Genomic DNA, 26,453 nt, shown 5'->3' with positions numbered 1-26,453 from the left:
GCCGTAGACTCACCCGGTGCCAACTCCTCAGACAAGTCGAGAGGTGCTGGAGCTCCGCGACGTCACGCTGCGCCGCGGCGACAAGCAGATCCTGCACGACGTGTCCGTCACGATCCGGGCCGGCGAGCACTGGGCGCTGCTCGGGCCGAACGGCGCCGGCAAGAGCACCGTCCTGGGGCTGTGCGGCGCCGTCACGCACCCGACCACGGGCGTGGTGCGCGTCCTCGGGCACCAGCTCGGACGGGTCGAGCTGGCGGCACTGCGGCGCGAGATCGGGCACGTCGACCCGCGGCACCGGCTGCGCAGCCCGCTGACCGTCCGCGAGGTCGTTTTGACCGGCATCACCGGGAGCATCGAGGTGCCGCCGCGCTGGGAGCCCAGCCGCGACCAGCTCGCCGCCGCCGACGCGCTGCTCGCGACGATCGGCATGAGCGCGCTGGCCGGCGACCGGTGGCCGACGCTCTCGCAGGGCGAGCGCGGTCGCACGCTGATCGCACGCGCGCTGCTCCCCGGCCCGCGGCTGCTGCTGCTCGACGAGCCTTCGACCGGCCTGGACGTCGCCGCGCGCGAGCAGCTGCTGGAGACCATCGAGACGCTGCAGCAGACCCGGCCGCGGCTGGCGTCCGTGCTGGTCACCCACCATCTGGAGGAGCTGCCCGCGACCACCACGCACGCGCTGCTGATCGGGCGCGGCCGGGTGGTGGCGGCCGGGCCGGCCGACGACGTCGTGACCAGCGAGCACGTCGGGGCGGCGTTCGAGCACCCGATCCGGGTGACCCGTCAGGACGGCCGCTGGGCCGCCCGCGCCGACCGGATGGCCGCCGTCAGCCGCTGACGCCGATGTGCTCGACCACCTGCCCGACCATCCACTCGACGGCGGGTGCGACGGCCCCGTTCGAGGTGAGCAGGCCGGGCGGGTCGCCGACGTACCGGTCGGACAGCAGCCCGCGCGACTCCAGCCGGTCGACCAGCGCCGCCTTCACCGCGGCACGGTCCAGGCGGGGCGGTACGGGAAACGCGAGCACGTCCAGTGGGTCGCGCGCGACGTCGGGATAGCGCGCCAGCAGCCGGCCGACGTCGGGGTCGGTGTCGTGCAGGTGCAGCCAGGTGCGCACCACCGGCGGCACGCCCGTGCTGCCGGCGTAGACGACCGGGCGGTCGGCGCCCGCCCGCAGCCACACGTAGACCCAGGAGCCGACGCCGACCAGATCGCCGTCGCGCACCTGCAGCAGGATGGCCTCGTTCTCCATGGCCGCAGTCTGACAGCGACGGCGGCCGTCGTTCAGTCCGAACGACGGTTTCCCGGACCTTGTGACAATTGTACGAGCGTGCGGACAGTGGCCAGATTCCGTGACGTGGCCACGCCGAGCGCCGGGCGGCTCAGTGCCGCCGCCAGCTTGCTGCGTCCGGCGCCGCCGGGAACGTGCAGGTACAGCGTGGTGCCGACGAGGCGGAACTCGTCGGCGCCGGACTCGACCCGGCCGGCGGCCGCGAACCGCTCCTCGTCGGGCGGTGTGCGCAGGAAGCTCAGCAGCAGGCGGTTGGGCTCGGCATCGGGGAACGGGTTGGCGTCGACGGCGGCCACCAGCTCGTCGTGGGTGCGGACGAGCACGGCGACGTCGACGCCGAGGTCGTCGCGGATGGCGCCCTCGATCGCCGCCTCGAGCTCGTCGCGTCCGGCGCCGGGCGTGCCGCTGGCGAAGACGACGTTGCCGCTGTTGATGTAGGTGGCGACGTCGGTGTGGCCGAGCCCCGCGACGAGCTCGCGCAGCTCGGCCATCACGACCTTGTTCTTGCCCCCGACGTTGATGCCTCGGAGCAGCGCGACGTGCCGCGACACCGGCTCGGTCCTACCGCGGCAGCCGGGACAGGCGGTCGAGCAGCAGCGTCTCGGCCAGGCAGCCCTTGGCGAACATCGCGAGGTCGAGGCTCTCGTTCAGGCCGTGCGGCCCGCTGAGAGGGTCGCCCATGCCGGTGACGAGGACTGTCGCGTCGGGGAAGGTCTGCTCGAACTCGGCGATGAACGGGATGGAGCCGCCCATGCCGGTGCGCACCGACGCGGCGCCGAACGCCTCGGTGAGCGCCGCCTCGGCCGCTTCGACGACCGGTCCCTCCGTCGGCAGCGCGCAGCCGCCGCCGACCATGCCCTCGGTGATCTCGATCTGGACGCCGAACTCGACGTGCTCGCGCAGGTGCGCCTCCAGCGCGTCGAGCGCGGCCCGCGGGTCCTGGTCGGGTGCGATGCGGACGCTGACCTTCGCGCGCGCCTCGTGCACCAGGATGTTCGCGGCGTCGGCGACCGCCGGGGCGTCGATGGCCAGCACCGACGCGGTGGGGCGGGTCCAGAGGCGGTCGAGCAGCGAGCCACTGCCCATCAGCTGCACGCCGTCGAGGACGCCGGCGTCGGCGCGGAACCGCTCGTCTGGGAAGTCGATGTCGGGCGCGTCGGTGGTGACCAGCCCGGCGATGGCGACGTCGCCCTTGTCGTCGTGCAGCGTGGCCAGCAGGCGGGTCAGCGCGGTGAGCGCGTCGATGACCGGGCCGCCGAACACGCCGGAGTGCACCGACTTCTCCAGCACCCGCAGCGTGACCAGGCAGTCGACGCCGCCGCGCAGGCTGGTGGTGAGCGCGGGGACCTCGGCGGTCCAGTTCGCGGAGTCGGCGACGACGATGACGTCGGCGGACAGGCGCTCGCGGTGGGCCTCGAGGAACGGCGTGAACGTGGGCGAGCCGATCTCTTCCTCGCCCTCGACGAACAGCACGACCCCGACCGGCGGGCGGCCGTCGAACGCACGCAGCGCCGCGATGTGGGTGGCGACGCCGGCCTTGTCGTCGGAGACGCCGCGGCCGAAGAGCCGGCCGTCGTGCTCGACCGGCTCGAACGGGTCGCTGGTCCAGCCGTCGCGCGGCCCCGTGGGCTGCACGTCGTGGTGGGCGTACAGCAGGACGGTGGGCGCGCCCTCCGGCGCCGGCCAGCTGGCGATGACGGCGGGCCGCCCACCGGCCGCGCTGACGACGTCGGCCTGGGCGGCTCCGGCGCCGCGGGCCAGTTCGGCCACGGCCTCGGCGCTGGCGAGGACGTCGCCGGCCCGGGCCGGGTCGGCGCTGACGCTGGGGATGCGCACCAGCCGCTCGAGGTCGGCGCGCACGGACGGGAGGACGGCCTCGACGGCGGCACGGAGATCGGTCATGCCGGACACTCTAGGTGCCCCCGCCGACAGCGCGCTGCTCGCGGTTGTGCGTCGAGCTGGAGCCGGTGGGAGGGGATGCCGTCATGGGTAGGCGCGGGCGTCCGAGCGAGGAACGAGCGAGGCGGGCGGGGACGGCATCCCCTCCCACCGGCGACCGCGGCACGCAAGAAGCCGCCGCCCGCGATCGGGCGGCGGCTCCTCGTGGCGCGCGTGCGTCAGAGCTGAGCGCGCAGCGCCTCGGCCGCGTTCACCAGGGCCTCGCGGGCGTCCGCGTCGCTCACCCGCTCGGCCACCGCGACGAACCGGTCCAGCGACGTGCCGGCGGCAGCCGTCAGGCCACGGCCGGCCAGCCGCTCGGCGGTCGACAGGTGCGCGAGCAGCTGGGCCGCCTGCGACCGGTTGACGGTGCCGTCGGCGGCGTAGTCCTCCACCACCGAGCGGAGGCCGTCGAACGTGACCGGCGTCTGGACGCCGACCAGGATCGGGTCGTGGTCGCTGGCCCGGTAGACGGTGCCCGGCTGGAACAGCTCGCTGGCGAAGTAATTGAACCGCGAGTACTCGAACAGCACCGACTCCACCGAGTTGATGTTCCACACGTCGGCGCCGGTGACCAGTCCGGCGTCGCTGACCGACGGGCTGGCCAGGACGTGGTCCAGCGAGCCGACCTTGCCGTCGAACACGTAGGTGTGCTCGCCGGCGTACTCGTTGTTGAGATCGGTGTAGCCGGCGTCGTACAGCGCCCGCATCGGGTTCTCGCCGCTGTAGGAGTTGAAGTCGCCGAGCAGGAACGCGTCGTCGGTGCCGGTCGCCGCGGCCCGCTCGCCGGCGAACGCCACCAGGGCCTGCGCCTGCGCCGTCCGGTCGGCGTCGAAGCAGCCCTCCGGCAGGTCACCGCAGTCGCCGCCCTTGGACTTGAAGTGGTTGACGATGGTGTTGAACTCGTAGCCGGTGGCGAGCGTCCGGAACTCCTGCGCCAGCGGCTCGCGGGCGTTGTGGAAGGCCGGGTCGTCGATGAGGATCACCGACTCGCCGACCGGCTCGACCACGGCCGTCCGGTAGATGAACGCGGTGCGGATGACGTCCTCGTCCGTCGGCAGCAGCTCCGGCGACGGCACGAACGCCCAGGTGTCCGCGCCGGCATCGGCGTTGAGCGCGTCGACCAGCGTGGCCAGCGCGACGTCGCGGTCCTGGCCGAACACAGCCGAGTTCTCGATCTCCTGCAGCGAGACGACGTCGGCGCCGAGGCCGTTGATGGCCGCGACGATCTTCGCCTCCTGCCGCTCGAAGTTCGTCTCGTCCCAGGCGCCGCGGGCGTCGCAGCCGCCGGAGACGGTGATCGGAGTGCCGGCGCGGTCGGTGAAGGCCTCACAGCCGGGGACGTCGACGCCCAGCGTGGTGAAGTAGTTCAGCACGTTGAACGCGGAGATCTTCAGGTCGCCGCCCACCGCCTCCGGCGCGGCGTTGGCCTCGCGCGTGTTGCCGGTGCCGAACGTGACGACGTCGGGCGCGGGCCCGGTGACCGGCGAGGTGGGCTGGAAGTTCCACTGGAACCGGAAGTCGAAGATCACGTCGTCCTGGAACGTGACGCCGGCGCCGGTGCGGGCCGGGTCGGCGTTCGTCAGGTACGGCACCTGGCTGCTGGTCGCCGTCCGGTTGGACTGGCCGTCGTCGAGCGTGACGGCGCGGGCCGCGTTCGCCGCGACCGCCTCGTCGAACTCCGGCGAGCCGGGCGCCGCGACCTCGGTCTCCTGCACCAGCGGGCCGCCGAAGCCCAGGCCGATCGAGCCGAACGCGCTGCTGCCCCAGCCGCCCAGCGCGAACGTGTCGGAGACGACGTAGCCCTCGGCCGGTCGGACCAGCATGCCCTCGTAGACCTCGCGGCCGGCCTCCGTGGCCGGCAGCGTGAACGGCACCGGCTTGACCGCCTCGGCCGGCTCGGTGAGCGTTTCCAGCCCGTCTGCGGCCAGCTCGATCTCGGTCAGCCCGAAGTACTCCTTGACCTCGCCGGTGACGCGGACGTGGTCGCCGATCTCGACCTGCCCCACTGTCGACGGCGAGAAGACGAACACCGCGTCGGATGCCGTCCGTGCCGCGTCGCCGCCGCTGCCCGCCGTCTGGACGTAGTAGCCGCCGAAGCCGCCGCTCGGATAGGTGGCCGTGACGACGCCGCTGGTGACGACGGTCGTGCCGGCCAGCGGGGAGTCGGCGCCGGTGCCCTGGATCTGCGCGATCGTGGCCGGCTCGGGGTCCGGGTCGGGGTCGGGGTCGGGGTCGCCGCCGTTGACCGCGCCGAGCGTGTTCGCCAGCGGGCCCGTCCAGGCGCCCTGGACCATCTGCAGCGACTGGCCGACGGGCGTCGAGCTGGCCTCGGAGACGCCGATGTCGACGGCGGCCATGCCGTTCGCCGGGCCGCCGACCGCCGTCATGCCGCCCTCGTAGGAGAGGAACTCCGCGACGGTGCCGTCGGGGCGGACCAGCGCGATGCCGTCGGGCGAGCCGTTCTGGATGCCGTCGGTGGGATACGTCGCGACCACCACGCCGGCCGCCGGGACGACGCCGCTGAGCGTGCGGGTGTTGTACGGCGCGCCGCCGTTGCCGTTGTAGAGGACGAGCTGCCAGCCGGTGAGGTCGGTGCCCGGGTCGGCCTGGATCTCGATCGCCTCGCCGGTGTCGGCGCCGGCGTTGTCGTAGTGGAGCTCGCTGATGAACGGGTCGCCTTCGGCCGCGCCGGCCGACAGGACGGGTGCCGCGGCCAGGCTCGCGCCGGCCAGGCCGGCCGCGGCGACCGCCGCGAGCCAGCGGAGAGGACGTCGGGTCGACTGCATCGAACGCACCTTTCGGGTCGAGGGATCGGACCTCGGGGGTGACGTGGCGCCCCGCCGGGTGGGCGGGGCGCCACGGCCGTGTTGCTCGGCCGGTGCGGCCGTCAGGCCTCCGGAGTGCCGGAGCCGGTGCCGGCGCCCTTGCGCCGCGAGAGGGCGAACAGGCCGCCGCCGAGTGCGAGCACCACGACGCCGCCGATGACCCACCACAGCACGCCGGACGAACCGGTGTCGGGCAGCTCGTCGCCGTCCTCGGTCCCGTCGTCGGCGCCACTGTCGGTGCCGTCGTCGGACCCGTTCTCGTCGGCGCCGTTCTGGTCGCCGCCGTCCTCGGTGCCGCTGTCGGTGCCGTCGTCGGTGCCGTTCTCGTCGCCACCGTCCTCCGCGCCGTTGTCGTCGCCGTTCTCGTCACCGTCGTCGGTGCCGGGGTCGTCGCCGAAGTCGACCGTCACCGGCAGGGTGACCGTCGTGCCGGTCTCGGGCAGCTCGACCACGAGGGTCGTCTCGGCCGCCTCCTTGGCGGAGTCGGCCGTGCCCGCCGGGACCGTGACGCGGACCTGCGCGCGGCCGACCTCGTCGGTGGTGTCGACGATGGTGGGGTCGACGTCGACCTTGCCGACCTCCTGGCCGGCCAGCGTCACCGTCGCCGTCGCGTCGACCGGCTCGCCGTTGCTGAACAGCAGCGACGACAGGTCGACGGCGATCTCGTCGCCGGTCTCGTAGACGGCCTCGGGGTCGGACACCCAGCTGACGCCGACGGCCCGCTGCGCGAGGTCCGGCGAGGCCGGCGAGTTCTCGCCCAGGTACGACACCATGGCCTGCAGGTCGACCTGGCCGGTGTCGGTCGGGTTGCTGCCCTGCGCCAGGGTGGCGAAGTTGTCGCCGCCGGACGCCAGGAACGAGTTGACGACCACGCGGTACTCGCCGTCGGGCTCGACCGGGTTGCCGACCAGCGACATCGACGTGATGCGCTCGCCCGGCGCCGCGGCCGGGTCGTAGGTGTAGGTGAGCTCACGCGAGACGCCCAGCTTGAGGAACGGCCGCGAGGCGCCCGCGGGCTGCCACTGCTCCTCCAGCACCTGGGCGATCTGCTCGCCGGTCAGCGTGGTGGTGACGAGCGTGTTGGCGAACGGCTGGACCAGCGCCGCCTCCTGGTAGGAGACGTTGCCGTCCGGATCCTTCTCGCCGGTGCCCAGGAACTTGAGGTCGGCGCGCAGGCCGCCCGGGTTCATGAAAGCGATCTGCGCGTCGAGGTCGGTCATGCGGGCGGCGACCAGCTGGACGTCGGCGACGAAGTTGCCCAGCGTCGACTCGCCGCCGCGGTTCTCCGGCGCCGGGTTCTCCTCGGTCGGGTTCTGGGCGGCGCGGTTGAAGTCGGCGGTGATGTCGCCGAGCGGCTCGGCGCCCAGCTCCTCGGCCGCGGCCTCGGCGGCAGCGACGTCCTCGGCGATCGCCTCGTCAGCCGGGAACAGCGGGTGCCACTCGCCCTCCTCGTCCTGCTCGGTCAGCGGGATGATGTCGGAGGTGACGGCCGCGACCGCGCCGGCGTCGGTGTCGTAGGTGAAGCTGATCTTGTTGAGGTTGTAGCCGTACTGGCCGGCGCTGACGACCGGGCGCGTGGTGACCTCGCGGTCAGCCCACTCCGGCACCTCGATCGCGTGGTTGTACGCGAGGTGCGTGTGGCCGGAGACGATCGCGTCGATGTCGGCGCTCACGCCGGTGACGATCTTGCCGAAGTCGCTGGCCGGGTCGGTGGCGGACTCGACGGAGGTCGTCGCCGCGCCCTCGTGGACGAGCAGCACGACGATGTCGGCGCCGTCTGCCTTCAGCTCGGCGGCGGAGGCGTTGGTCGCCTCGACGATGTCGCCGACCTCGAGCGCCTCGATGCCACTCGGGCTGACCAGCTCGGGCAGGTGCTCGGTGACCGCGCCGACGAAGCCGACGGTGACGCCGTCGAACGTCTCGGTCCAGGTCGGCGCGATCTCGTTGGCCGTCTCGCAGCCGGTGGTGGCGCCGTCGGCGACCGTCACGTTGGCGCCGATGTACTCCCACGTCGCGCGGGGGATGACGCGGTCGATGAGGTCGCAGTAGCCCTGGTCGAACTCGTGGTTGCCGACGGCGCTGACGTCCAGCCCGGCGTCGCTCAGCGCGTCGATCGTCGGGTTGTCCTGCTGGATGAACGAGGTGAACGTCGAGGCGCCGATGAGGTCGCCCGCCGCCGCGAAGACGGTGTTCGGGCCGCTCACGTCGGCGACGGCGCCCGCGAGCACTGCGGCGCCCGCGGCCTGACCGTCGGCGCTGATGCGGCCGTGGAAGTCGTTGATGCCGAGCACGTCGATCTGGACCTCGGCAGCCTGCGCGGGGACGGCGCTGAGCCCGACCCCCGTCAGCCCCAGGGCGGCAGCTGCGCCCAGGGCACGGTGGAAACGCCTGTTCAGGCGCATATTTCTACCCCCTACATGGCAGTTAGACGGCGGTGACGCTACCTCCGCAGGGTGAACGGAGGGCATACGCCACGGCACAGGCTGGTCGTGACCCCGGCCGCCCGTCAACAGGTCCGGGCGTCGAGATGTATTCGTGACAAGCTGTCGGTCCGCTCCGTTATGGTCGGGGTCGTGACGACGCCCCCGATCCTCGCCCGCACGCTGGCCGCCGCGGCCGCCGTCGTGGTGCTCGCCGCGTGCTCGTCCGGCGGCGACGAGCCAGCCGGTCTCGACGACACCCCCACGGCGGCGCCCACGAACGAGCCGTCCGGCGACCCCGCCGCGGGTGAGGATGCCGAGGCGGCCGTGCTCGACGCGTACGAGCGGTACTGGGACGCCCGCATCCAGTCGGTCAACGGCCCCGACGACAGCCCCGACGCGTTCGCCGGTGTCGCCACCGAGTCGACCATCGCACTGCACCTGCAGACCGCGCGCACGTACGAACAAGAGGGCATCACCTTCACCGGCGAGCCGCGTGTGTACGACACCACGGTTTCGATCGACGGCGAGACGGGCACCGTCACCTCGTGCGTCGACGACGCCGCATGGGTGGGGTCACAGAACGGCGAGCCGCTGCCGGTCAACCCCGACAAGCCCACGGTGTATCCCGTGCAGTTCCAGGTGCTGTTCCTCGACGGCTCATGGCTGATCGGCGACCCGATCGAAGTGGAGGGCGACGTCTCATGCTGACCCGCCGGTTCACCGGCCTGCTGCTGGCCGCCGTCACCGTGGTGGGGACCATGGTGATCACCGCCGTGCAGGTCACCCCCGCGGCCGCCGACGACTGCATTCAAGAGGTCGAGACCAGCCCCGGCGTCTGGGAGTACATCAACACCTGCACCGACGACGACGGCGGTGAGGAAGAGGACGACGGGAACGGCGGCGGCGACGGGAACACCGAGCCCGAGTGCTACCTCGGCCGCGAAGAGCAGTTCAACTACGACTGGTCCTTCTGCGACGGCGAACTGAGCTGCTACGTCTTCAGCCCGCCGCCGTCGGCGCCCGACGAGGAGGACTGGCCCGAGAAGCCGGCCGACGCGCCCGAGGACGCCGTCTACGCCAACCAGGCCTGCTTCACGCAGCCGCCCGAGGAGGCGCTCGTCAGCAACGAGTACCTCTGGCTCGATCCACCCGAAGACGTCATCAACTGGGAGCAGGAGGCCATCCAGGCCTTCGGCGCGCTGGTGGCGCCCGACTTCGACCTCGCGTTCAACCCGCCGCAGCGCGCGTACGTCACCCTCGACACCTGGTACTGGGCCGAGGGCGCCACCGACGGCGAGATCACCGGCTCGTCGGCGGCCGGACTGGTCGCCATCGCCACTCCGGAACGCCTCGAGGTTCAGCCCGGCGACGGCTCGGCCACATTGACCTGCCCGTTCACGGTCGCCCAGAGCGACGCCTGCACCTACGTCTACCCCAAGGCGTCGGTCGACGGCACCGCCACGGTCGACGGCCAGCCGGCGTACGAGGGACAGGCGCGGCTGGTCTACACCGTGCGGTTCGAGTTCAACGGCACGGTCATGGACATCCCCGGCGCGCCGGTCGTGTTCGAGACGCCGTGGCAGGCCACGCCCATCCCGGTGGCCGAGATCCAAGCGATCGTGAAGGACTAGCCGTCCGGTCCACGGAGGTCTGGTCTAGGGGCTCTGGTCCACCGGAGGCGCAGCCCCCGAAGACCCGGCCCACGGACGTCTGGTCCACGAAGGTTCGGTCCGCATCGGTTCGGTCCGCGTCGGTTGGAGTTCGGTCGTCTCAGCGACCGCTCGCCGGCCGACCGTCTGCCGGGTCCGCCACGTTGGCCGTCCCCCTGGCGCCCATTCTCTCAGCCCCGGCACCGCGCCTCAAGCGGAGCCAACGGCGCTTCGCGCGGCAGGGCACCGCTTGACCCGCGGCACCGCGGCCTAAGAACGGGCACCTATCAGGGGGACGGGGGCAGTCTGGGCACCCCTCGGCGTTCGCTGCCGTGGTCCCGGTCCGCCGTGGCACTCCAGTGCCGAGTTGATCACGGGAATCGGGGTTCCAGTGCGCCGGAGCCCGGGGTGCTCCAGGATCACCGGTCACTGGGCCAGCTTCACGCGCGCCGGGAGCACCTCACCCGCGCCAGGACCGCATGGCCGCCGTTGGTGGCCGTCATCCGGCGCTGCGGCAGGTGAAGTCGCGCCGGACCCCTTGGCACGCCAGCGCGTTCCACAAATCTGGCATATCGGGCGCGATAGGTGCGCTCCAACGTGCCAAGCACACACGCCATAGTGCGCGCAGGTCGAGCGAGCACCCAGAGCTACCGCATCAGGACGAATCGCGGACGATGAGTTCCGGATCGAAGACGACCTGCCGGTGCTCGTGCTCCGCCTCCGTCGTCTCGGCGAACAACAGTTCCGCCGCCGTCCGGCCGAGCTGCTGGCGGGGCTGGCGCACCGACGAGAGCGGGACGGCAGCGGCGGCGGCGAAGTCGATGTCGTCGTAGCCGACGATCGCGACGTCGTGCGGCACCCGCAGCCCCGCGTGCGTCAACGCCTGGAGCACGCCGAGCGCCACGAGGTCATTGGCGCAGAACACCGCCGACGGCAGCGCGTCGCGGTCCGCGGCCAGCCGGTCGCCGGCCGCGCGCCCGGCCGCCACGTTGAGCGCCGTCGTCGTCAGGACGGTCAGCTCGACGTCGGCGCGCGCCGCCACGACCTCGGACGCGCCCTCGTGGCGTTCCTGCACCTGCTGCAGCGTCAGCGGCCCGCCGACGAACTGAATGGTGCGGTGGCCGGTCTCGATCAGGTGGGTCGCGGCGAGCCGCCCGCCGAGCACGTCGTCGACGGCGACGGAGCACTCGCGCGCGGTGTCGCCGCGCCGATCGAACAGCACCACCGGGATACCGCGGTCGCGCAGCGCCGCGATGCGGCCGTCGGTGTCGATGGGGTTGATCAGCACCCCCTGCACCCGCATCTCGGCGAGCAGGTCGAGGTGTGACGCCTCCTTGACCGGGTCCTCGTCGGTGTTGCACAGGATGACGGCGAGCCCGTGCTGGTTCGCGGCGTCCTCGACGCCGCGGGCGACGTCGGTGAAGAACGGGTTCGCGACGTCCAGCACGACGAGGCCGAGGGTGCGGCTGCGGCCGACCCGCAGCTGCCGGGCGGAGTCGTTGCGGACGAAGCCCAGCTCGGCGATGGCGGCGTAGACGCGCTCGCGGGTCAGCTCGGCGACCAGCTCCGGCCGGTTGAGGACGTTCGACACCGTGCCCACCGACACGCCGGCTCGCAGCGCCACCTCGCGGATGTTCGGGGCTCCACCCATCGCCGCAGCTTACCGGCTGGGCCGGCGGCCCCAGTGGCGTCCCACCCCGGTTGACGCCCCGCCGCCGGAGCGCGTAGTTTGACGAGGGCTGAATCGGTTCAAAGACGGCTTGCTGGAGGCAGCACATGAGAACGCACGACGAGGTCAGAGCGGCCGTCCGCGGGCTGGGGGTCGAGACCGCCTCCTGGGCGTTCGCCAACTCCGGCACCCGGTTCAAGGTCTTCGGCCAGCCGGGCGTGCCGCGCGATCCGTTCGAGAAGATCGCCGACGCCGCCCAGGTGCACCGCTACACCGGCTCGGCGCCGCGGGTGTCGCTGCACATCCCCTGGGACCTCGTCGACGACTTCGGCGAGCTGGCCGCGCACGCCCGCGACCTCGGCGTCGAGATCGGCGCCATCAACAGCAACGTCTTCCAGGACGACGACTACAAGCTCGGCTCGCTGGCCAACCCCGACCCCGGCGTCCGCGCCAAGGCCGTCGACCACCACCTGCGCTGCATCGACGTCCTGCGCGCCACCGGCTCCAAGGACCTCAAGATCTGGCTCGCCGACGGCCTCAACTACCCCGGCCAGGACTCCCTGCGCGACCGCCAGGAGCGGCTGGCCGAGTCGCTGGCCACCATCTACGCCGCGCTCGACGACGACCACCGCATCCTGCTCGAGTACAAGTTCTTCGAGCCCGCGTTCTATGCCACCGACATCCCCGACTGGGGCACGTCGCTGACGCACTGCCTCGCGCTCGGCGACCGCGCGACCGTCGTCCTCGACACCGGACACCACGCGCCCGGCACGAACATCGAGTTCATCGTGATGATGCTGCTGCGGGCCGGCCGGCTCGGGGCGTTCGACTTCAACTCCCGGTTCTACGCCGACGACGACCTCATGGTCGGCGCCGCCGACCCGTTCCAGCTGTTCCGCATCCTGCACGAGATCGTCGCGCAGGACGCGCACCGGCCCGAGTCGCACGTCAACTTCATGCTCGACCAGTGCCACAACATCGAGCCGAAGATCCCCGCGGTCATCCGCTCGGTGCTCAACGTCCAGGAGGCGCTGGCCAAGGCGCTGCTGGTCGACGCCGACGCGCTGGCCAAGGCGCAGGCCGACGGCGACGTGCTCGGCGCCAACGCGGTGCTGATGGACGCCTACAACACCGACGTCCGCCCGCTGCTGGCCACGCTCCGCGAAGAGCAGGGCCTCGACCCCGACCCCATCGCCGCCTACCAGCGCTCCGGCTACTTCGAGTCGATCAGCGCCGAGCGGGTCGGCGGCGCCCAGGCCGGCTGGGGAGCCTGACGATGCCGCGGTACTGCTTCGTGTCGCAGGTCCGGCCGGACCTCGTCGACGAGTACCGCCGCCGGCACGCGGCGGTCTGGCCGGAGCTGCTGGTGGCGCTGCGCGACGCCGGCTGGCGCAACTACTCGATCTTCGTCGGCGACGACGGCCTGCTGGTCGGCTACGCCGAGGCCGACGACCTCGCCGCGTCGCAGGCCGCCATGCAGGCCACCGACGTCAACCGCCGCTGGCAGGACGAGATGGCCCGGCTGTTCGCCCACGGCTCCCGCCCGGACGAGAACTGGCGCTACCTCGACGAAGCCTTCAACCTCGACGACCAACTGGCCGTCGTCCCCCGAGAAGAGGACCGATGAGCAACGCTGTCGTGACGGAGTTGATCGAGCGCAGCAACCGGCTGGGTTCGGATCCGCGGAACACGAATTATGCGGGTGGGAACACGTCGGCGAAGGGTGTCGGGGTGGATCCGGTGACCGGTGGTGCGGTGGAGTTGTTGTGGGTGAAGGGCTCCGGTGGTGATCTGGGCACGCTGACTCCGGCGGGGTTGGCGGTGTTGCGGCTGGACCGGGTCCGCGCCCTGGTGGACGTGTATCCGGGGGTGGAGCGGGAGGACGAGCTGGTCGGCGCGTTCGATTTCTGCTTGCACGGCAAGGGCGGCGCGGCCCCGTCGATCGACACCGCGATGCATGGGCTGGTGGACGCGGCGCACGTGGATCATCTGCACCCCGATTCCGGGATCGCGTTGGCCACCGCGGCCGACGGGGAGGCGTTGACGAAGCAGTGTTTCGGCGATCGGGTGGTGTGGGTGCCGTGGCGGCGGCCCGGGTTCCAGTTGGGGCTGGATATCGCGGCGATCAAGGCCGCGCACCCGGACGCGGTGGGGTGTGTGCTGGGCGGGCACGGGATCACCGCGTGGGGCGCCACCAGCGAGGAGTGTGAGGCGAATTCGTTGTGGATGATCCGGACGGCGGAGTCGTTCCTGGTCGAGCGCGGCCGGGCCGACCCGTTCGGGCCGCTGGTCGACGGGTACGCGGCGTTGCCCGAGGGCGAGCGGCGGGCCCGGGCGGCGGCGCTGGCGCCGGTGATCCGGGGGCTGGCGTCGACGGACAAGGCGCAGGTGGGGCACTTCACCGACACCGACGTGGTGCTGGACTTCCTGGCCCGGGACAAGCACCCCGCGCTGGCGGCGTTGGGCACGTCGTGTCCGGACCATTTCCTGCGCACCAAGGTGCGCCCGCTGGTGCTCGACCTCCCGCCCACCACACCCCTGGACGAGGTGGTGGAACGGTTGCGGGTGCTGCATGCGGCCTATCGCGACGAGTACGCCGCCTACTATCAGCGCCACGCCACCGCGGACAGTCCGGCGATGCGGGGTGCGGACCCGGCGATCGTGCTGATCCCCGGGGTGGGGATGTTCTCCTTCGGCAAGGACAAGCAGACCGCCCGGGTGGCCGGCGAGTTCTACGTCAACGCGATCAACGTGATGCGCGGCGCCGAGGCGGTCTCGACCTACCAGCCGATCCCGGAGTCGGAGAAGTTCCGGATCGAGTACTGGTCGCTGGAAGAGGCCAAACTGGCCCGCATGCCCCAGCCCAAGCCGCTGGCCACGCGGGTGGCGCTGGTCACCGGTGCGGGGTCCGGGATCGGGAAGGCCATCGCGCAGCGCCTGGCCGCCGAGGGCGCCTGCGTCGTCGTCGCCGACCTCAACACCGACGCCGCCGCCGAGGTCGCCGCCGGCATCGGGACCACCGACACCGCGGTGGCGGTGACGGTGGACGTCACCAGCGAGGAGCAGATCGCGGCCGCGTTCCGGCAGGCGGTGCTGGCGTTCGGCGGGGTCGACCTGGTCGTCAACAACGCCGGCCTGTCCATCTCCAAACCCCTGCTCGACACCACCGCGGCGGAGTGGGACCTGCAGCACGACGTGATGGCCCGCGGGTCGTTCCTCGTCTCCCGCGAAGCCGCCCGCGTCATGACCGGGCAGGGCCTGGGCGGCGACATCGTCTACATCGCCAGTAAGAACGGCGTGTTCGCCGGGCCCAACAACATCGCCTACGGCGCCACCAAAGCCGACCAGGCCCACCAGGTCCGCCTGCTCGCCGCCGAGTTGGGTGAGCACGGCATCCGCGTCAACGGCATCAACCCCGACGGCGTCGTCCAAGGCTCCGGCATCTTCGCCGCCGGCTGGGGCGCCCAACGCGCCGCCGTCTACGGCGTCGCCGAGGACCAACTCGGCGCCTTCTACGCCCAACGCACCCTCCTCAAGAAGGAGGTCCTCCCCGAACACGTCGCCAACGCCGTCTACGCCCTCACCGCCGGCGACCTCTCCCACACCACCGGCCTGCACATCCCCGTCGACGCCGGCGTCGCGGCGGCGTTCCTGCGATGACCACGCTCGCCGCGGTAGACCTCGGCGCCTCCAGCGGCCGGGTCATGCTGGCGCGGGTCGGCGCGGAGCGGCTGGACCTCACCGAGGTGCACCGCTTCGGCAACGTCCCGGTGCGGCTGCCCGACGGGCTGCACTGGGACGTGCTGCGGCTGTACCGCGACGTGCTGGACGGGCTCGGGCAGGCGGCCCGCGCGATCACCGGCGGCGAGGTGCTGAGCAGCGTCGGCATCGACTCGTGGGCGGTCGACTACGGCCTGCTGGACGGGTCCGGCGCGCTGCTGGGCAACCCGTACCACTACCGCGACGGGCGGACGTCCGGCGCCGCGGAACTGCACGCCGAGCTGGGCGAACGCGAGCTGTACGCCGTCACCGGGCTGCAGTTCCTGCCGTTCAACACGATCTACCAGCTGGCCGTCGACCCCGCCGCCGGGACGGCCGCGCAGGCCCTGCTGATGCCCGACCTGCTGACGTCCTGGCTGACCGGCGTGCGGGGCACCGAGGTGACCAACGCGTCGACGACCGGGCTGCTCGACGTCCGGTCCGGTGCGTGGGCGGCGACCCTGTTCGACACGCTCGGACTCCGGCGCGACCTGTTCCCGCCGCTGCGACGTCCCGGCGACGTCGTCGGGCCGCTGCTGCCCGAGGTGCTCGACGACACCGGGCTGGACCCGTCCGCCGTCGTCACCGCCGTCGGGTCGCACGACACCGCGTCCGCCGTCGTCGGGGTGCCGGCCGCGGACGAGCGGTTCGCCTACATCTCCTGCGGCACGTGGTCGCTGGTCGGCGTCGAGCTCGACGCGCCGGTGCTGACCGAGGCCGGCCGCGCCGCCAACTTCACCAACGAGGGCGGCGTCGACGGCACCATCCGCTACCTGCGCAACGTCATGGGGCTGTGGCTGCTCAGCGAGTCGATCGCGACGTGGAACCGCGCCGGGCCGCCTGCCGACCTGCCGGCGCTGCTCGCGGCGGCCGCCGACGTGCCGGCCGGCGGCCCGGTCTTCGACCCCGACGACCCCGTCTTCCTGCCCCCGGGCGACCAGCCCGCCCGCATCGCCGACGTGCTGCGCGCGGGCGGGTCGCGGGTGCCGCGGACCCGTCCGGAACTGGTCCGCTGCATCCTCGACAGCCTCGCCGCCGCCTACGCGCGCACCGTCCGTCAGGCCGCCGAGCTGTCCGGCCGCGCCGTCGACGTCGTCCACCTGGTCGGCGGCGGCGCCCGCAACGAGCTGCTGTGCCGCCTGACGGCCGACGCCTGCGGGCTGCCGGTGCTGGCCGGGCCGGTCGAGGCGACCGCGCTGGGCAACGTGCTCGTCCAGGCCCGCGCGCACGGCGCCGTCGACGGCGACCGGTGGGCGCTGCGGCGACTGCTGCGCTCCACTCAGGCCGTGCACCGTTACGAACCCGCTAGCGTGTGATCGTCTCGGACGCCGTCGACGAGAGGTCTGCCGATGCCTGCCCGGGTGCCGCCACGCTGGTTCGTCCGTACCTTCTGGACGCTGCATCGCGCGCTCTGCCGGGTCAGCGGCGGCCGGTTCGGCCTGTGGCGGCCGAAGCCCGGCACATGGGGCACGCTGCGCCTCACCACGGTCGGCCGGCGCACCGGCCGTGAGCGCCGGGTCGTCCTGGGCTACGTCGAGGACGGCCCGAACCTCGTCACGCTCGCGATGAACGGCTGGGCCGCGCCCGAGCCGGCCTGGTGGCTGAACCTGCAGGCCACCCCGGCCGCGACCGTCGAGCTGGCCGGTGCCTCGCTGGCCGTGACGGCGCGGGCCGCCGCGGGCGCCGAGCGGGACCGGCTGTGGGCGGTGTGGCGGACCATCGACAAGGAACTGGACGTCTACGCGGCGAGGCGGCCGGCCGAGACAGCGGTGGTGGTCCTGGAGCCGACGGCCGCCCGTTAGGCTTCGGGCCGTGATCCGCCCCAGCACTGCCACCGACCTCGCCCGTCTCGTCGCCGAAGAGCAGGCCGGCAGCCGGCTGCCGTCCGTCGCCGCCGGCGTCGTGCGCGACGGCGAGCTCGTCTGGTCCGCCGCGCGCGGCACCATCGACGGGCGCGAGGGTGGCCGCGACGCCGACGAGCACACCCAGTACCGCATGGGCTCGATCACCAAGACGTTCGTCGCGGTGGCCGTCATGCGGCTGCGCGACGAGGGCCGGCTGGACCTCACCGACCCGCTCGACAAGCACCTCCCGGACACCACGATCGGCGACGTCACCATCGCCCAGCTGCTGTCGCACGGCGCCGGCGTGCAGGCCGAGACCGACGGCCCGTGGTGGGAGCGGACCGCGGGCGGGCCGTGGCGGTCGCTGTCGAGCCAGCTGGGCCGTCGGCACCCGGCCGGGGAGCGCTTCCACTACACCAACGTCGGGTTCGGCGTGCTCGGTGAGCTGGTCGGCCGGCTGCACGGGCGGTCGTGGTCGAAGGTGATCGCCGAGGAGCTGCTCGAGCCGCTGGGCATGGACCGCACGACGTCGCGGCCGGTGGCGCCGCACGCGCACGGCCTCGCCGTCCACCCGTTCGCCGACCTCGTCCTGACCGAGCCCGAACATGACGGCGGCGCGATGGCACCGGCCGGGCAGCTGTGGTCGACGGTGCGCGACCTCGCCCGGTGGGCCGCGTTCCTCGGCGGCCGCACCGACGGCCTGCTCGCCGCCGACACGCTGACCGAGATGTTCCGGCCGCTGGTCGTCGTCGACGTGCCGGGTGCGCCGTGGACGGCGGCGCACGGCCTCGGCGTCCAGCTGTGGAACGACGGCGGGCGCCGGTTCACCGGCCACGGCGGCTCGATGCCCGGCTTCCTCGCCGAGGTGCGGGTCGACGTCGAGACCGGCGACGGCGCTGTCGTGCTCACCAACACCACCGCCGGTCTGTCCCGCGACTTCGCATCCAGGCTGCTCGACGCGTTCGCCGCGGCCGAGCCGCGCACGCCACCGGTCTGGCGCGTCGGCGCGGTGCCGCCGGAGCTGTTCGAGCTGGTCGGCCACTGGTACTGGGGCCCGACGACGTTCGAGCTGCGGGCCACCGACGACGGCTGGCTGCGGCTCGGCCCGGCCCACGGCGCCGGCCGGGCGTCGCGCTTCCGTCCCGACGGCGACGGCGGCTGGGTCGGCCTCGACGGCTACTACGCCGGCGAGCCCCTGCGCGTCGTCCGGCATCCCGACGGGTCCGTGCGGCACCTCGATCTCGCCTCGTTCGTGTTCACCCGCACCCCGTACGACCCCCACGCCGACGTCCCCGGCGGTGTCGACGCCGCCGGCTGGCACTGACGGCCCCGGAAACGCCGCATCTCGTCACAGCGAATGTGACTCGTACTCACGGGTAAGGTCACCGATGGCTCCGGCAGCGGGAGGTATCGATGACCCTGGTCGCCGACGCAAGCCTGCGCCTCGACGCGGGCTTCTGGGACTACACGCTCATCGCGGTCTACTTCGTGTTCGTCCTGGGCATCGGGCTGATGGCGCGCTATGCGGTCTCGGACAGCCTCGACTTCTTCCTGTCCGGACGGTCGCTGCCGGCGTGGGTGACGGGGCTGGCGTTCATCTCGGCGAACCTGGGCGCGATCGAGATCGTCGGCATGTCGGCGAACGGTGCCGAGTACGGCATGCCGACGATGCACTACTTCTGGATCGGCGCCGTGCCGGCGATGCTGTTCCTCGGCGTCGTGATGATGCCGTTCTACTACGGCTCCAAGGTGCGCAGTGTGCCGGAGTTCATGCTGCGCCGGTTCGGGCGGCCCGCGCATCTGGTCAACGCGATCGGCTTCGCGCTGGCGCAGGTGCTGATCGCCGGCGTGAACCTGTTCCTGCTGGCGACGCTGGTCAACGCGCTGCTGGGCTGGCCGCGGCCGGTGGCCATCGTCGCGGCGGCGATCATCGTGCTGAGCTACATCACGCTGGGCGGTTTGTCGGCGGCCATCTACAACGAGGTGCTGCAGTTCTTCGTCATCGTCGCCGCGCTGTTCCCGCTGACGGTGGTGGCGCTGGACCGCGTCGGCGGCTGGGACGGGCTCACCAGCGGCATCCGCGACGCGACGGGATCGACGGAGCAGCTGAGCGCCTGGCCGGGCAACGAGCTGGCCGGGTTCGACTCCAGCATCCTGTCCGTCGTCGGCATCGTGTTCGGGCTCGGCTTCGTGCTGTCGTTCGGCTACTGGACGACCAACTTCGTCGAGGTGCAGCGGGCGATGGCGTCGAAGAGCATGTCGGCGGCCCGGCGCACGCCGATCATCGGCGCCTACCCGAAGATGTTCATCCCGTTCATCGTGGTGATCCCCGGCATGATCGCCGCCGTCATCGTGCCGGAACTGGCCGAGTTCAAGCAGACCCAGTCGGCCGAGACCGGGGTCGACTACAACGACGCGATCCTGCTGCTGATGCGCGACCTGCTGCCCAACGGCATGCTCGGTCTCGCGATCGCCGGCCTGCTGGCGTCGTTCATGGCCGGCATGGCGGCGAACATCAGCTCGTTCAACACCGTCTTCAGCTACGACATCTGGCAGCGCTACGTCGTCAAGGACCGTGAGGACGGCTACTACCTGAAGGTCGGCCGCGTCATCACCGTCGTCGCGACGTCGCCGCGGTCGGGACGGCGTTCATCGCGGCCGGGTACTCGAACCTGATGGACTACCTGCAGCAGCTGTTCTCGTTCTTCAACGCGCCGCTGTTCGCCACGTTCATCCTGGGCATGTTCTGGAAGCGCATGACCGCGGCGGCCGGTTGGATCGGGCTCGTGGCGGGAACGCTGTCGGCCGTGACGGTGTTCGTGCTCTCCGAGACCGGGGTCCTCGACCTGCCCGGTCAGGGCTCGGCGTTCCTCGCCGCCGGGGCCGCGTTCGTCGTCGACATCGCCGTCAGTGTGGTGGTGAGCCTGCGGACGGCGCCGAAGCCGGCCGCGGAGCTGGTCGGCCTGGTGTACGGGCTGACGCCGAAGGAGGACCTGCAGGATCCGAGGGACCGCGACGAGGCCTGGTACCAGCGGCCGGGACTGATGGCGGGCATCGCGCTCGTCCTGATCATCATCCTCAACATCGTCTTCTTCTGAGGGGAGCCGAGCCATGAGCGTCAGTGGAGCCCGGACCCGCCGGGCGGGCGCCTTCGACATCCGCGTCGTCATCGCCGCGCTGTTCTGCGTCTTCGGGCCGATACTGGTCGGCATGGGGCTGTTCGGCACCAGCGACGCCGATCTCGAGAAGACCGACGGGATGAACGTCAACCTGTGGACCGGCATCGGTCTGCTGGCCGCGGCCGCCGTCTTCCTGCTGTGGACCTGGCTGCGCCCGATCGTCGTCGACACCGAAGCCGTCGCCGGCGGCGACCGTGACTGACGCCACGTCCAGGCACAATCGATTCCCCCGCCCGCCACGTATATGAGGATGTGAGGGTGTCGGACGAGGCGCTTCTCGCCGGGATGGCCGCCGGCGACGCGGACGCGATGGCCGCGTTCGTCCGGCGCCACCAGGGCCGCGTCTACGGCCTGGCGTTGTCGGTCGTGGGCGTGCCCGCGATCGCGGAGGAGGTGGCACAGGAGGCGTTCGTCCGGGCGTGGCGGCACGCCGGCAACTACGACGCACGCCGGGCGCAGGCGTCGACGTGGCTGCTGACCATCACCCGCAACGTCGCCATCGACGTCCTGCGGGTGCGGCGCGACGTGGTGGTCGAGCCGGCCGTCGTGGCGGAGATGCTGATCTCCACCACCAACGACAGCGACCGGGTCGCTGACAGCGACCGCATCACCACCGCGCTCCGGGCGCTGCCGCACGAGCAGGCCACGGCCGTCCTGCTGTCAGTACATTTCGGCTTGACCGCGCGGGAGATCAGCGAGCGCCAGCAGATCCCGCTCGGCACGGCCAAGACACGCATCCGGACCGGACTGGCCCGGCTGCGTGCGATGCTCGAGGTGAGTCATGGTTGATCCGACGAGGTGCGGCGAGGTCGCCGACGCCCTGGCCGAGGTGGCCACCGGCGCCGCCAGCGGCCCGGATCGCGCGCGCGTGCTCGCGCACCTGGCCGACTGCCCCGACTGCCGCCGCGAGCTGGAGGAACTGACCCGGGTCGCCGACGAAGTGCTGCTGGTCGCGCCGGAGCACGACCCGCCGGCCGGGTTCGAGGGCGCCGTCCTGGCCCGCATCGCCGCGGAGTCGGCCACTCCCACGAAGCCCGGGCCGGTGGCGAAGCCGGAGCCCGCCAACGTCGTGACCCCGCTGCGGCCGCGGCGCTGGCGGCGGGTGCTGCCGTACGCCGCCGCGGCGGCCATCGCCGGGCTGGGCGGCGCCGGCGTCGTCTGGCAGGCGACATCCGAGGACCGGGACCTCGCCGCCGGGTACCGCGAGACCCTCGACGTCGCGAACGGCCGCTACTTCCACGCGGCCCCGCTCCTGGACGACGCCGGCACCCAGGTCGGGCACGTGTTCCTCTACCAGGGCGAGCCGTCGTGGGTGTTCACCGTGCTCGGCGACACCGCGGCGCCGGGGACGTACGAGGTGTCGGTCGTCACCGAGGACGGCACGCAGACGATCGCCGACTACGAGGTCGGCGCGGCCGGCGGCGGGTCCGGCGGCACCGTCGACACCAACATCTACGAGATCGAGCGGGTCGACCTCACCGGCTCCGACGGCGTCACGTACACCGCCGAACTCGGCGACTAGAACAGCGGCAGGTGCGCCGAGAGGTCGGCGCGCTGGCCGCTGGCGAGGACGGTGCCCGCGGCGAGCTCGTCGGCCCACGTGACGCGCCCGGCGGCCAGCCGGAGCCAGAGAGCCGGCGTGAGGTCGACGGTGTTCGGCGGCGTGCCCCGGGTGTGCCGCGGGCCCTCGATGCACTGGACTGCGGCGAACGGCGCGACCCGCACCTCGACGCTGCGGCCCGGCGCACGGTCGGCCAGCACGTCGAGGAGGGTGCGGACGGCGAGCCTCGCGGTGTCGCGGGGGATGGTGGGCGGGGGGACGGACGGGACGGAGCGGGCGAGGTCGTCGGCGTGGACGGCGATCTCGATGACGCGGGTCAGCAGGTAGTCGCCCTGCCGGGCCGGAATGCGCCGCGTCGTCAGCACGACGTCGTCGAGCCCGCGCTCGTCGACGGTGGCGTGCGCTGCGGCGAACCGCTCGTCGACGGCGGCGAGGATGCGGTCCTTGTCGTGCCCGGCCTCGCGGGCGATGGCCAGCGTGAGGTCCGACAGTCCGGCGGCCGCCGCCGCGTACGTCGTCAGATACTCGCTGAGGCTGTGCGCCGCCACCCCGCGCGACGCCGCAGCCGTCGCCGTCACCGAGTCGGCCACCAGCGCGATGTGCGCCGCGAGGTCGGCGACGGTCCAGCCGGGCAGCACGCTCGGCCCGGTCCAGTGCTCCGGCGCCAGCTCCCCCAGCCAGCCGCGCAGCGCCTCGTGACCGCTGCGGTACGCCGCCCACGCCCCGGCCGGGTCCATCCGTTTCGCCACCCCGGCAGGCTACCCGTCCGCTCCGTCAGGGGAGGTGCGGCAGCGGCCACCGCTCCCCCGTGCCGCTGTCGATCAGCGCGGCCCGGTCGGCCAGGGCGGGCAGCGGCAGCACCTCGTACACCGTCGCGGCCACCACCTGGAGCGCGTCGAGCGGGACACGCGGCGCGACGGTGCAGTGCGGGACCCACGACCCCGGCGTGTAGTGACGGTGCAGGTCGGCGCCGGTGTCGCGGAGCGCGGCGGCGAGGCGTTCCTGCCGTGCGACGAGCTCGGCGCCGGCGGCGGCCACGAGCCAGGTGCGCCCGCGCGGGAACGTCCCCAGGCCGTCGAACCGCAGGCGCGCCGGTCCACCTGCGGGCAGCGCCTCGACGGTGGCCCGGACGTCGTCGAGGTCCCAGCGGCGCAGCACCGCCAGCGAGACGTGCGGCACGTGCCGGCCGTGCGTGTGCGAGCCCAACGAAGCGATGCCGCGCTCGTCGAGGCGACGCCAGAGCCGGCGGACCGCGGCGTCGGCCCGCGCGTCGAGCAGCAGGCAGACCGCGAGCGCCATGTCAGCGCGATCCCCAGTTCCACGCCGGCCGGTCGAACCGGTCCTGCCCGTCGATGAACGTCTCGCCGGTGTCCTTGACCAGCTCGACCCGGGTCGCGGCGTCGCCGAGGTGGTCGACCAGCAGCGGCGAGTGGGTGATGACGACGAGCTGGGTGGCCGCGCGCGCCTCGACGATCAGCTCGGCCAGCGCCGGCAGCAGCTGCGGGTGCAGGCTGGCCTCCGGCTCGTCCAGCACCATGAGCGCCGGCGGACGGGGCGCCAGCAGGGCCGCGGCCCACAGCAGGAAGCGCAGGGTGCCGTCGGACAGTTCGGCGCCGGCCAGCGGCCGCAGCAGGCCGTGCTGCCGGAACGCGAGGTCGAGCCGATCGCCGAGCTGGGCGATCTCCAGCCGCGACCCGGGGAACGCGCGGTCGACGGCGGCGTCGAGCGCCTCGATCGCGCCGACCTCGCGGATGGTCTGCAGCGCGGCGGCGAGGTCGGCGCCGTCGTTCGACAGCACCGGCGTGCGGGTGCCGACACGCATCTGCCGGGCCGGCGCGTCGGCGTCGGTGCGGAAGTGGTCGTAGAAGCGCCAGCTGCGCACCTGCTCGCGGACGGTCAGCAGCTCCGGCGCCCGGACCGGGTCGGCGACCTCGCTGAGCATGCTCTCGAACGTGCGCAGGCCCTGGGCCAGGTGCTCCCAGTCGCGGCCGGCCCGCACCCGCACCAGTTCGTTGCGGCGGTCGGCCAGCCAGGTGCCCGGCCGTAGCACCGGCCCGCTCCAGATCGCCTCGCGCTTGATCTCCGGATCGAGCTGGAAGAACGAGGGCGGGTCGCCGCTGGGCCGCGGCAACCCGAGGTCGATGAGGTACCCGAAGTCGTCGCCGGCGAAGCCCATGCGGACGTTGACCGGACCCGTCCGGCGGGTGCCCTGGACCGGCCGCTCCCCCGACCGCATCTCCCGGCTGATCTTCTCCGGGCCGGCCCACGTGACCGACGGCATGCCACCCTCCCGCGCCAGCGACGCGATGACGTCGCCCCTGGCGCACTCGGCGAGCAGCCGCAGCGCCCGGTACAGGCTCGACTTCCCGGTGCCGTTGGCCCCGATGACGACGTCGAGGCCGGTCAGCGGCAGCACGACGTCGCGCAGCGATCGGTAGTTCGCGATGGCGATGGTCCGCAGCATGGCGCTACTCGGCCTCGCTGAGCCAGGGGTTGAACAGCTCCACGCCCATCGTCCGGAAGTCGGCGGTGTTCCGCGTGACCAGCGCGAGGTCGTGGCAGAACGCCGTCGCTGCGATCAGGCTGTCGGCCGGCGTGAGCTGGCGCCCGGCGGACCGCGCACTGGCCTTGATGCGGCCCCACAGGTCCGCGACGGCGTCCGTGACTGGGAGCACGCGCCCTTCGAACCGGGGCAGAAGTGCCTCGGTGAACCACTCCTCCAGCCGGTCGCGCCTGCGCCCGGTGGCCAGCAGTTCGATGCCGTAGCGCAGTTCGCCGAGCGTGATCACGCTGACGAACAGTGCATCCTCGTCGATGCCGGCCAGCCAGGACTCGACCCGGTGGTCGGGCGACGCGGCGATGAGCTCGGAGATGACGTTCGTGTCGAGCAGGTGGCTCACAGGCCGATCTCTCGCATCGGCTCGTCGCGCGACGGAAGCTCGAGCTCGCCGCCGAGCTCGCGCAGAGGGGACGTGGCGAAGAAATCCGTCAACGTGCCGCGTCGCCGCTTGCGGCGCTCCCACTCGTCGAGCGAGACGACGACAACAACCGGGCGGCCGCGGCGGCTGATGGTCTGCGGGCCGTCGCGAACGACGGTGTCGAGCAGTTCGCTGAGCCGCGCCTTCGCCTCGGCGACGCTCCACATGTCGGCGGCACTCACCTGATCACCTCGGTGACCATCATAGTCACCATGGTCATTTCACGTCGATACGAAGGGCATCGAGCAGGGCGATCAGCGCGGCGACGGTGTCGTCGAGGTCGCGGGGGTCGTCGGAGCGGGCCAGCCAGAGGGCGGCCTCGTTCATCGCGCCGGACAGCAGGTGCGTCAGCGGCCCGACCGGCTGCGGCGCGATGACGCCGTCGTCGATGACGGACACGAGGGCCTCGCGCAGGTGCCGCCCGGACGAGGCGTCGTCGAGCGCGCGCCACTCGTCCCAGCCCAGCACGGCCGGCCCGTCGATGAGCAGGATGCGCTGTACCTCGGGGTCGGCGCTGGCCCGCAGGAACGCCTCGCAGCCGGCGCTCAGCTGGTCCCACGAGCCGGTCTCGACCTCGGCCGCGGCGACGACGCGGTCGGCGACCTGCGCCTGGACCTGCTCGACGACGGCGCGGAACAGCGCGGCCTTGCCGGCGAAGTGGTGGTAGAGCGCGCCCTTGGTGAGGCCGAGCGCGTCGACGATGCCCGCGAGGCTGACGCCGGCGTAGCCGGACCCGGCGAACTGCCGCCGCGCCTCGGCGACCAGCGCGACCACTGTCGCCTCTCGTTGCTCCGCCTTCGACGGGGACACCGCGCACCTCCCGTTGACATACCAGCGGTAGGCATCCTACCCTGACAGACACATACCAACGGTAGGTATCTGAGGAGGACGCCATGGCCATCACCGGCTACTACCCGGTCCTGTGCAGCACCGACGTCGCCGCCGCGCGCGACTTCTACGTCGAGCATCTCGGCTTCACGCTCGTCTTCGATTCCGGCTGGTACGTGAGCCTGCGCCACCCCGCCGCCGCGCACATCGAGCTGGCGTTCGTCGACCACCGGCACCCGACCATCCCCGACGGCTTCCGTCAGCCGGCCAGCGGGCTGCTGCTCAACGTCGAGGTGCCCGATGTCGACGACTGGTACGCGCGCCTGACGGAGGCGGGGCTGCCGATCCGGCTGGAGCTGCGCGACGAGGACTTCGGACAGCGACACTTCATCGTCGAGGCGCCCGACGGCGTGCTGGTCGACGTCATCACGGAGATCGAGCCGACCGCGGAGTACGCCCGCCAGTACACATCTTGACAGAATGGTCGGGATACGCCGACCATTCTGGA

At 72.5% G+C, this 26,453-nt stretch carries 25 protein-coding genes and 1 pseudogene; 14 read left to right on the top strand and 12 right to left on the bottom strand.

The window, feature by feature from the left end:
• The first annotated feature begins 16 nt into the window (after positions 1–16).
• Positions 17–835 carry an ABC transporter ATP-binding protein gene (locus tag BLU82_RS32155; RefSeq protein ID WP_092624871.1) on the top strand — a complete coding sequence of 273 codons (819 nt, stop codon included), beginning with the start codon at positions 17–19 and terminating at the stop codon, positions 833–835.
• On the opposite strand, the gene BLU82_RS32150 is transcribed toward BLU82_RS32155, so the two are convergent.
• The 5 genes from BLU82_RS32150 to BLU82_RS32130 form a co-directional block, all read right to left on the bottom strand.
• On the bottom strand, positions 825–1,250 hold the full coding sequence (locus BLU82_RS32150) for a hypothetical protein (RefSeq protein WP_092624870.1): 426 nt from the start codon (positions 1,248–1,250) through the stop codon (positions 825–827). The genes BLU82_RS32155 and BLU82_RS32150 overlap by 11 nt on opposite strands.
• Before the next feature lie 32 nt (positions 1,251–1,282).
• The gene (locus BLU82_RS32145) at positions 1,283–1,840 is read right to left on the bottom strand and encodes a DUF1697 domain-containing protein (protein WP_092624869.1); all 558 of its coding nucleotides are present in this window, start codon (positions 1,838–1,840) and stop codon (positions 1,283–1,285) included.
• Positions 1,841–1,850: 10 nt separating this feature from the next.
• Entirely contained in the window at positions 1,851–3,191 is a 1,341-nt protein-coding gene (locus BLU82_RS32140; protein WP_092624868.1) for a dipeptidase, read from the bottom strand.
• 215 nt (positions 3,192–3,406) lie between these two features.
• Positions 3,407–6,016, bottom strand: a complete 2,610-nt coding sequence (locus BLU82_RS32135) for an ExeM/NucH family extracellular endonuclease (RefSeq protein WP_092624867.1) — start codon at positions 6,014–6,016, stop codon at positions 3,407–3,409.
• 101 nt (positions 6,017–6,117) lie between these two features.
• The gene (locus tag BLU82_RS32130; protein WP_197682608.1) at positions 6,118–8,457 is read right to left on the bottom strand and encodes a 5'-nucleotidase C-terminal domain-containing protein; all 2,340 of its coding nucleotides are present in this window, start codon (positions 8,455–8,457) and stop codon (positions 6,118–6,120) included.
• 171 nt (positions 8,458–8,628) lie between these two features.
• Here BLU82_RS32130 and BLU82_RS32125 point away from each other — a divergent pair, with 171 nt between their 5' ends.
• On the top strand, positions 8,629–9,186 hold the full coding sequence (locus BLU82_RS32125; RefSeq protein ID WP_157741397.1) for a hypothetical protein: 558 nt from the start codon (positions 8,629–8,631) through the stop codon (positions 9,184–9,186).
• Positions 9,180–10,109 carry a hypothetical protein gene (locus BLU82_RS32120; protein WP_092624865.1) on the top strand — a complete coding sequence of 310 codons (930 nt, stop codon included), beginning with the start codon at positions 9,180–9,182 and terminating at the stop codon, positions 10,107–10,109. Before BLU82_RS32125 ends, BLU82_RS32120 begins: the two co-directional genes overlap by 7 nt.
• Positions 10,110–10,782: 673 nt before the next feature.
• Here BLU82_RS32120 and BLU82_RS32115 read toward each other — a convergent pair.
• Entirely contained in the window at positions 10,783–11,778 is a 996-nt protein-coding gene (locus BLU82_RS32115) for a LacI family DNA-binding transcriptional regulator (RefSeq protein WP_092624864.1), read from the bottom strand.
• Positions 11,779–11,903: 125 nt separating this feature from the next.
• Here BLU82_RS32115 and rhaI point away from each other — a divergent pair, with 125 nt between their 5' ends.
• From rhaI to BLU82_RS32065, 10 genes and pseudogenes are all read left to right on the top strand, one after another.
• Positions 11,904–13,070 carry an L-rhamnose isomerase gene (gene rhaI / locus BLU82_RS32110; RefSeq protein WP_092624863.1) on the top strand — a complete coding sequence of 389 codons (1,167 nt, stop codon included), beginning with the start codon at positions 11,904–11,906 and terminating at the stop codon, positions 13,068–13,070.
• A 2-nt stretch (positions 13,071–13,072) separates the two neighbouring features.
• Entirely contained in the window at positions 13,073–13,423 is a 351-nt protein-coding gene (locus BLU82_RS32105; protein WP_092624862.1) for an L-rhamnose mutarotase, read from the top strand.
• On the top strand, positions 13,420–15,456 hold the full coding sequence (locus BLU82_RS32100; protein ID WP_092624861.1) for a bifunctional aldolase/short-chain dehydrogenase: 2,037 nt from the start codon (positions 13,420–13,422) through the stop codon (positions 15,454–15,456). Before BLU82_RS32105 ends, BLU82_RS32100 begins: the two co-directional genes overlap by 4 nt.
• Positions 15,453–16,871 (top strand): rhamnulokinase family protein, encoded by a 1,419-nt coding sequence (locus tag BLU82_RS32095; protein ID WP_092624860.1) that lies wholly within the window; start codon positions 15,453–15,455, stop codon positions 16,869–16,871. The genes BLU82_RS32100 and BLU82_RS32095 overlap by 4 nt, the downstream gene beginning before the upstream one ends.
• A 33-nt stretch (positions 16,872–16,904) precedes the next feature.
• Positions 16,905–17,357 (top strand): nitroreductase/quinone reductase family protein, encoded by a 453-nt coding sequence (locus BLU82_RS32090; protein ID WP_092624859.1) that lies wholly within the window; start codon positions 16,905–16,907, stop codon positions 17,355–17,357.
• 13 nt (positions 17,358–17,370) lie between these two features.
• Positions 17,371–18,723 carry a serine hydrolase gene (locus tag BLU82_RS32085; protein ID WP_172885805.1) on the top strand — a complete coding sequence of 451 codons (1,353 nt, stop codon included), beginning with the start codon at positions 17,371–17,373 and terminating at the stop codon, positions 18,721–18,723.
• A gap of 89 nt (positions 18,724–18,812) precedes the next feature.
• Positions 18,813–20,497: pseudogene (locus tag BLU82_RS32080) on the top strand (sodium:solute symporter family protein).
• A 13-nt stretch (positions 20,498–20,510) separates the two neighbouring features.
• Positions 20,511–20,780 (top strand): hypothetical protein, encoded by a 270-nt coding sequence (locus BLU82_RS32075; protein ID WP_092624857.1) that lies wholly within the window; start codon positions 20,511–20,513, stop codon positions 20,778–20,780.
• A gap of 56 nt (positions 20,781–20,836) precedes the next feature.
• Positions 20,837–21,367 carry an RNA polymerase sigma factor gene (locus BLU82_RS32070; RefSeq protein ID WP_197682607.1) on the top strand — a complete coding sequence of 177 codons (531 nt, stop codon included), beginning with the start codon at positions 20,837–20,839 and terminating at the stop codon, positions 21,365–21,367.
• Positions 21,360–22,100: a zf-HC2 domain-containing protein gene (locus BLU82_RS32065; RefSeq protein WP_092624856.1), complete on the top strand. Its 741-nt coding sequence runs from the start codon at positions 21,360–21,362 to the stop codon at positions 22,098–22,100. Before BLU82_RS32070 ends, BLU82_RS32065 begins: the two co-directional genes overlap by 8 nt.
• Here BLU82_RS32065 and BLU82_RS32060 read toward each other — a convergent pair.
• Genes BLU82_RS32060 through BLU82_RS32035 form a run of 6 tightly spaced genes read right to left on the bottom strand, consistent with a single transcriptional unit; the run spans position 22,097 to position 25,927 of the window.
• Positions 22,097–22,888, bottom strand: coding sequence for a sterol carrier family protein (locus tag BLU82_RS32060; RefSeq protein ID WP_157741396.1), 792 nt, complete (start codon positions 22,886–22,888; stop codon positions 22,097–22,099). The two genes, BLU82_RS32065 and BLU82_RS32060, sit on opposite strands and share 4 nt — an antisense overlap.
• Positions 22,889–22,913: 25 nt before the next feature.
• Complete coding sequence (locus tag BLU82_RS32055) at positions 22,914–23,438, bottom strand: 2'-5' RNA ligase family protein (RefSeq protein ID WP_092624854.1); 525 nt, start codon at positions 23,436–23,438, stop codon at positions 22,914–22,916.
• A gap of 1 nt (position 23,439) precedes the next feature.
• The gene (locus tag BLU82_RS32050) at positions 23,440–24,603 is read right to left on the bottom strand and encodes an AAA family ATPase (protein ID WP_092624853.1); all 1,164 of its coding nucleotides are present in this window, start codon (positions 24,601–24,603) and stop codon (positions 23,440–23,442) included.
• A 4-nt stretch (positions 24,604–24,607) separates the two neighbouring features.
• A complete protein-coding gene (locus tag BLU82_RS32045; protein ID WP_092624852.1) occupies positions 24,608–25,039 on the bottom strand; it encodes a type II toxin-antitoxin system VapC family toxin in 432 nt (143 codons plus the stop codon).
• Positions 25,036–25,299, bottom strand: a complete 264-nt coding sequence (locus BLU82_RS32040; protein WP_197682606.1) for a type II toxin-antitoxin system prevent-host-death family antitoxin — start codon at positions 25,297–25,299, stop codon at positions 25,036–25,038. The genes BLU82_RS32045 and BLU82_RS32040 overlap by 4 nt, the downstream gene beginning before the upstream one ends.
• Positions 25,300–25,333: 34 nt before the next feature.
• Positions 25,334–25,927 (bottom strand): TetR/AcrR family transcriptional regulator, encoded by a 594-nt coding sequence (locus tag BLU82_RS32035; protein WP_092624851.1) that lies wholly within the window; start codon positions 25,925–25,927, stop codon positions 25,334–25,336.
• A gap of 83 nt (positions 25,928–26,010) precedes the next feature.
• Between BLU82_RS32035 and BLU82_RS32030 the strand changes: the two genes are divergently transcribed.
• Positions 26,011–26,421 (top strand): VOC family protein, encoded by a 411-nt coding sequence (locus BLU82_RS32030; protein ID WP_092624850.1) that lies wholly within the window; start codon positions 26,011–26,013, stop codon positions 26,419–26,421.
• Positions 26,422–26,453: the final 32 nt, after the last annotated feature.

Origin of the sequence: Jiangella sp. DSM 45060 (assembly GCF_900105175.1) — a bacterium.
In the GTDB taxonomy this organism is placed as follows: Bacteria; Actinomycetota; Actinomycetes; order Jiangellales; family Jiangellaceae; genus Jiangella.
This window is presented reverse-complemented; position numbering and strand designations above follow the sequence as displayed.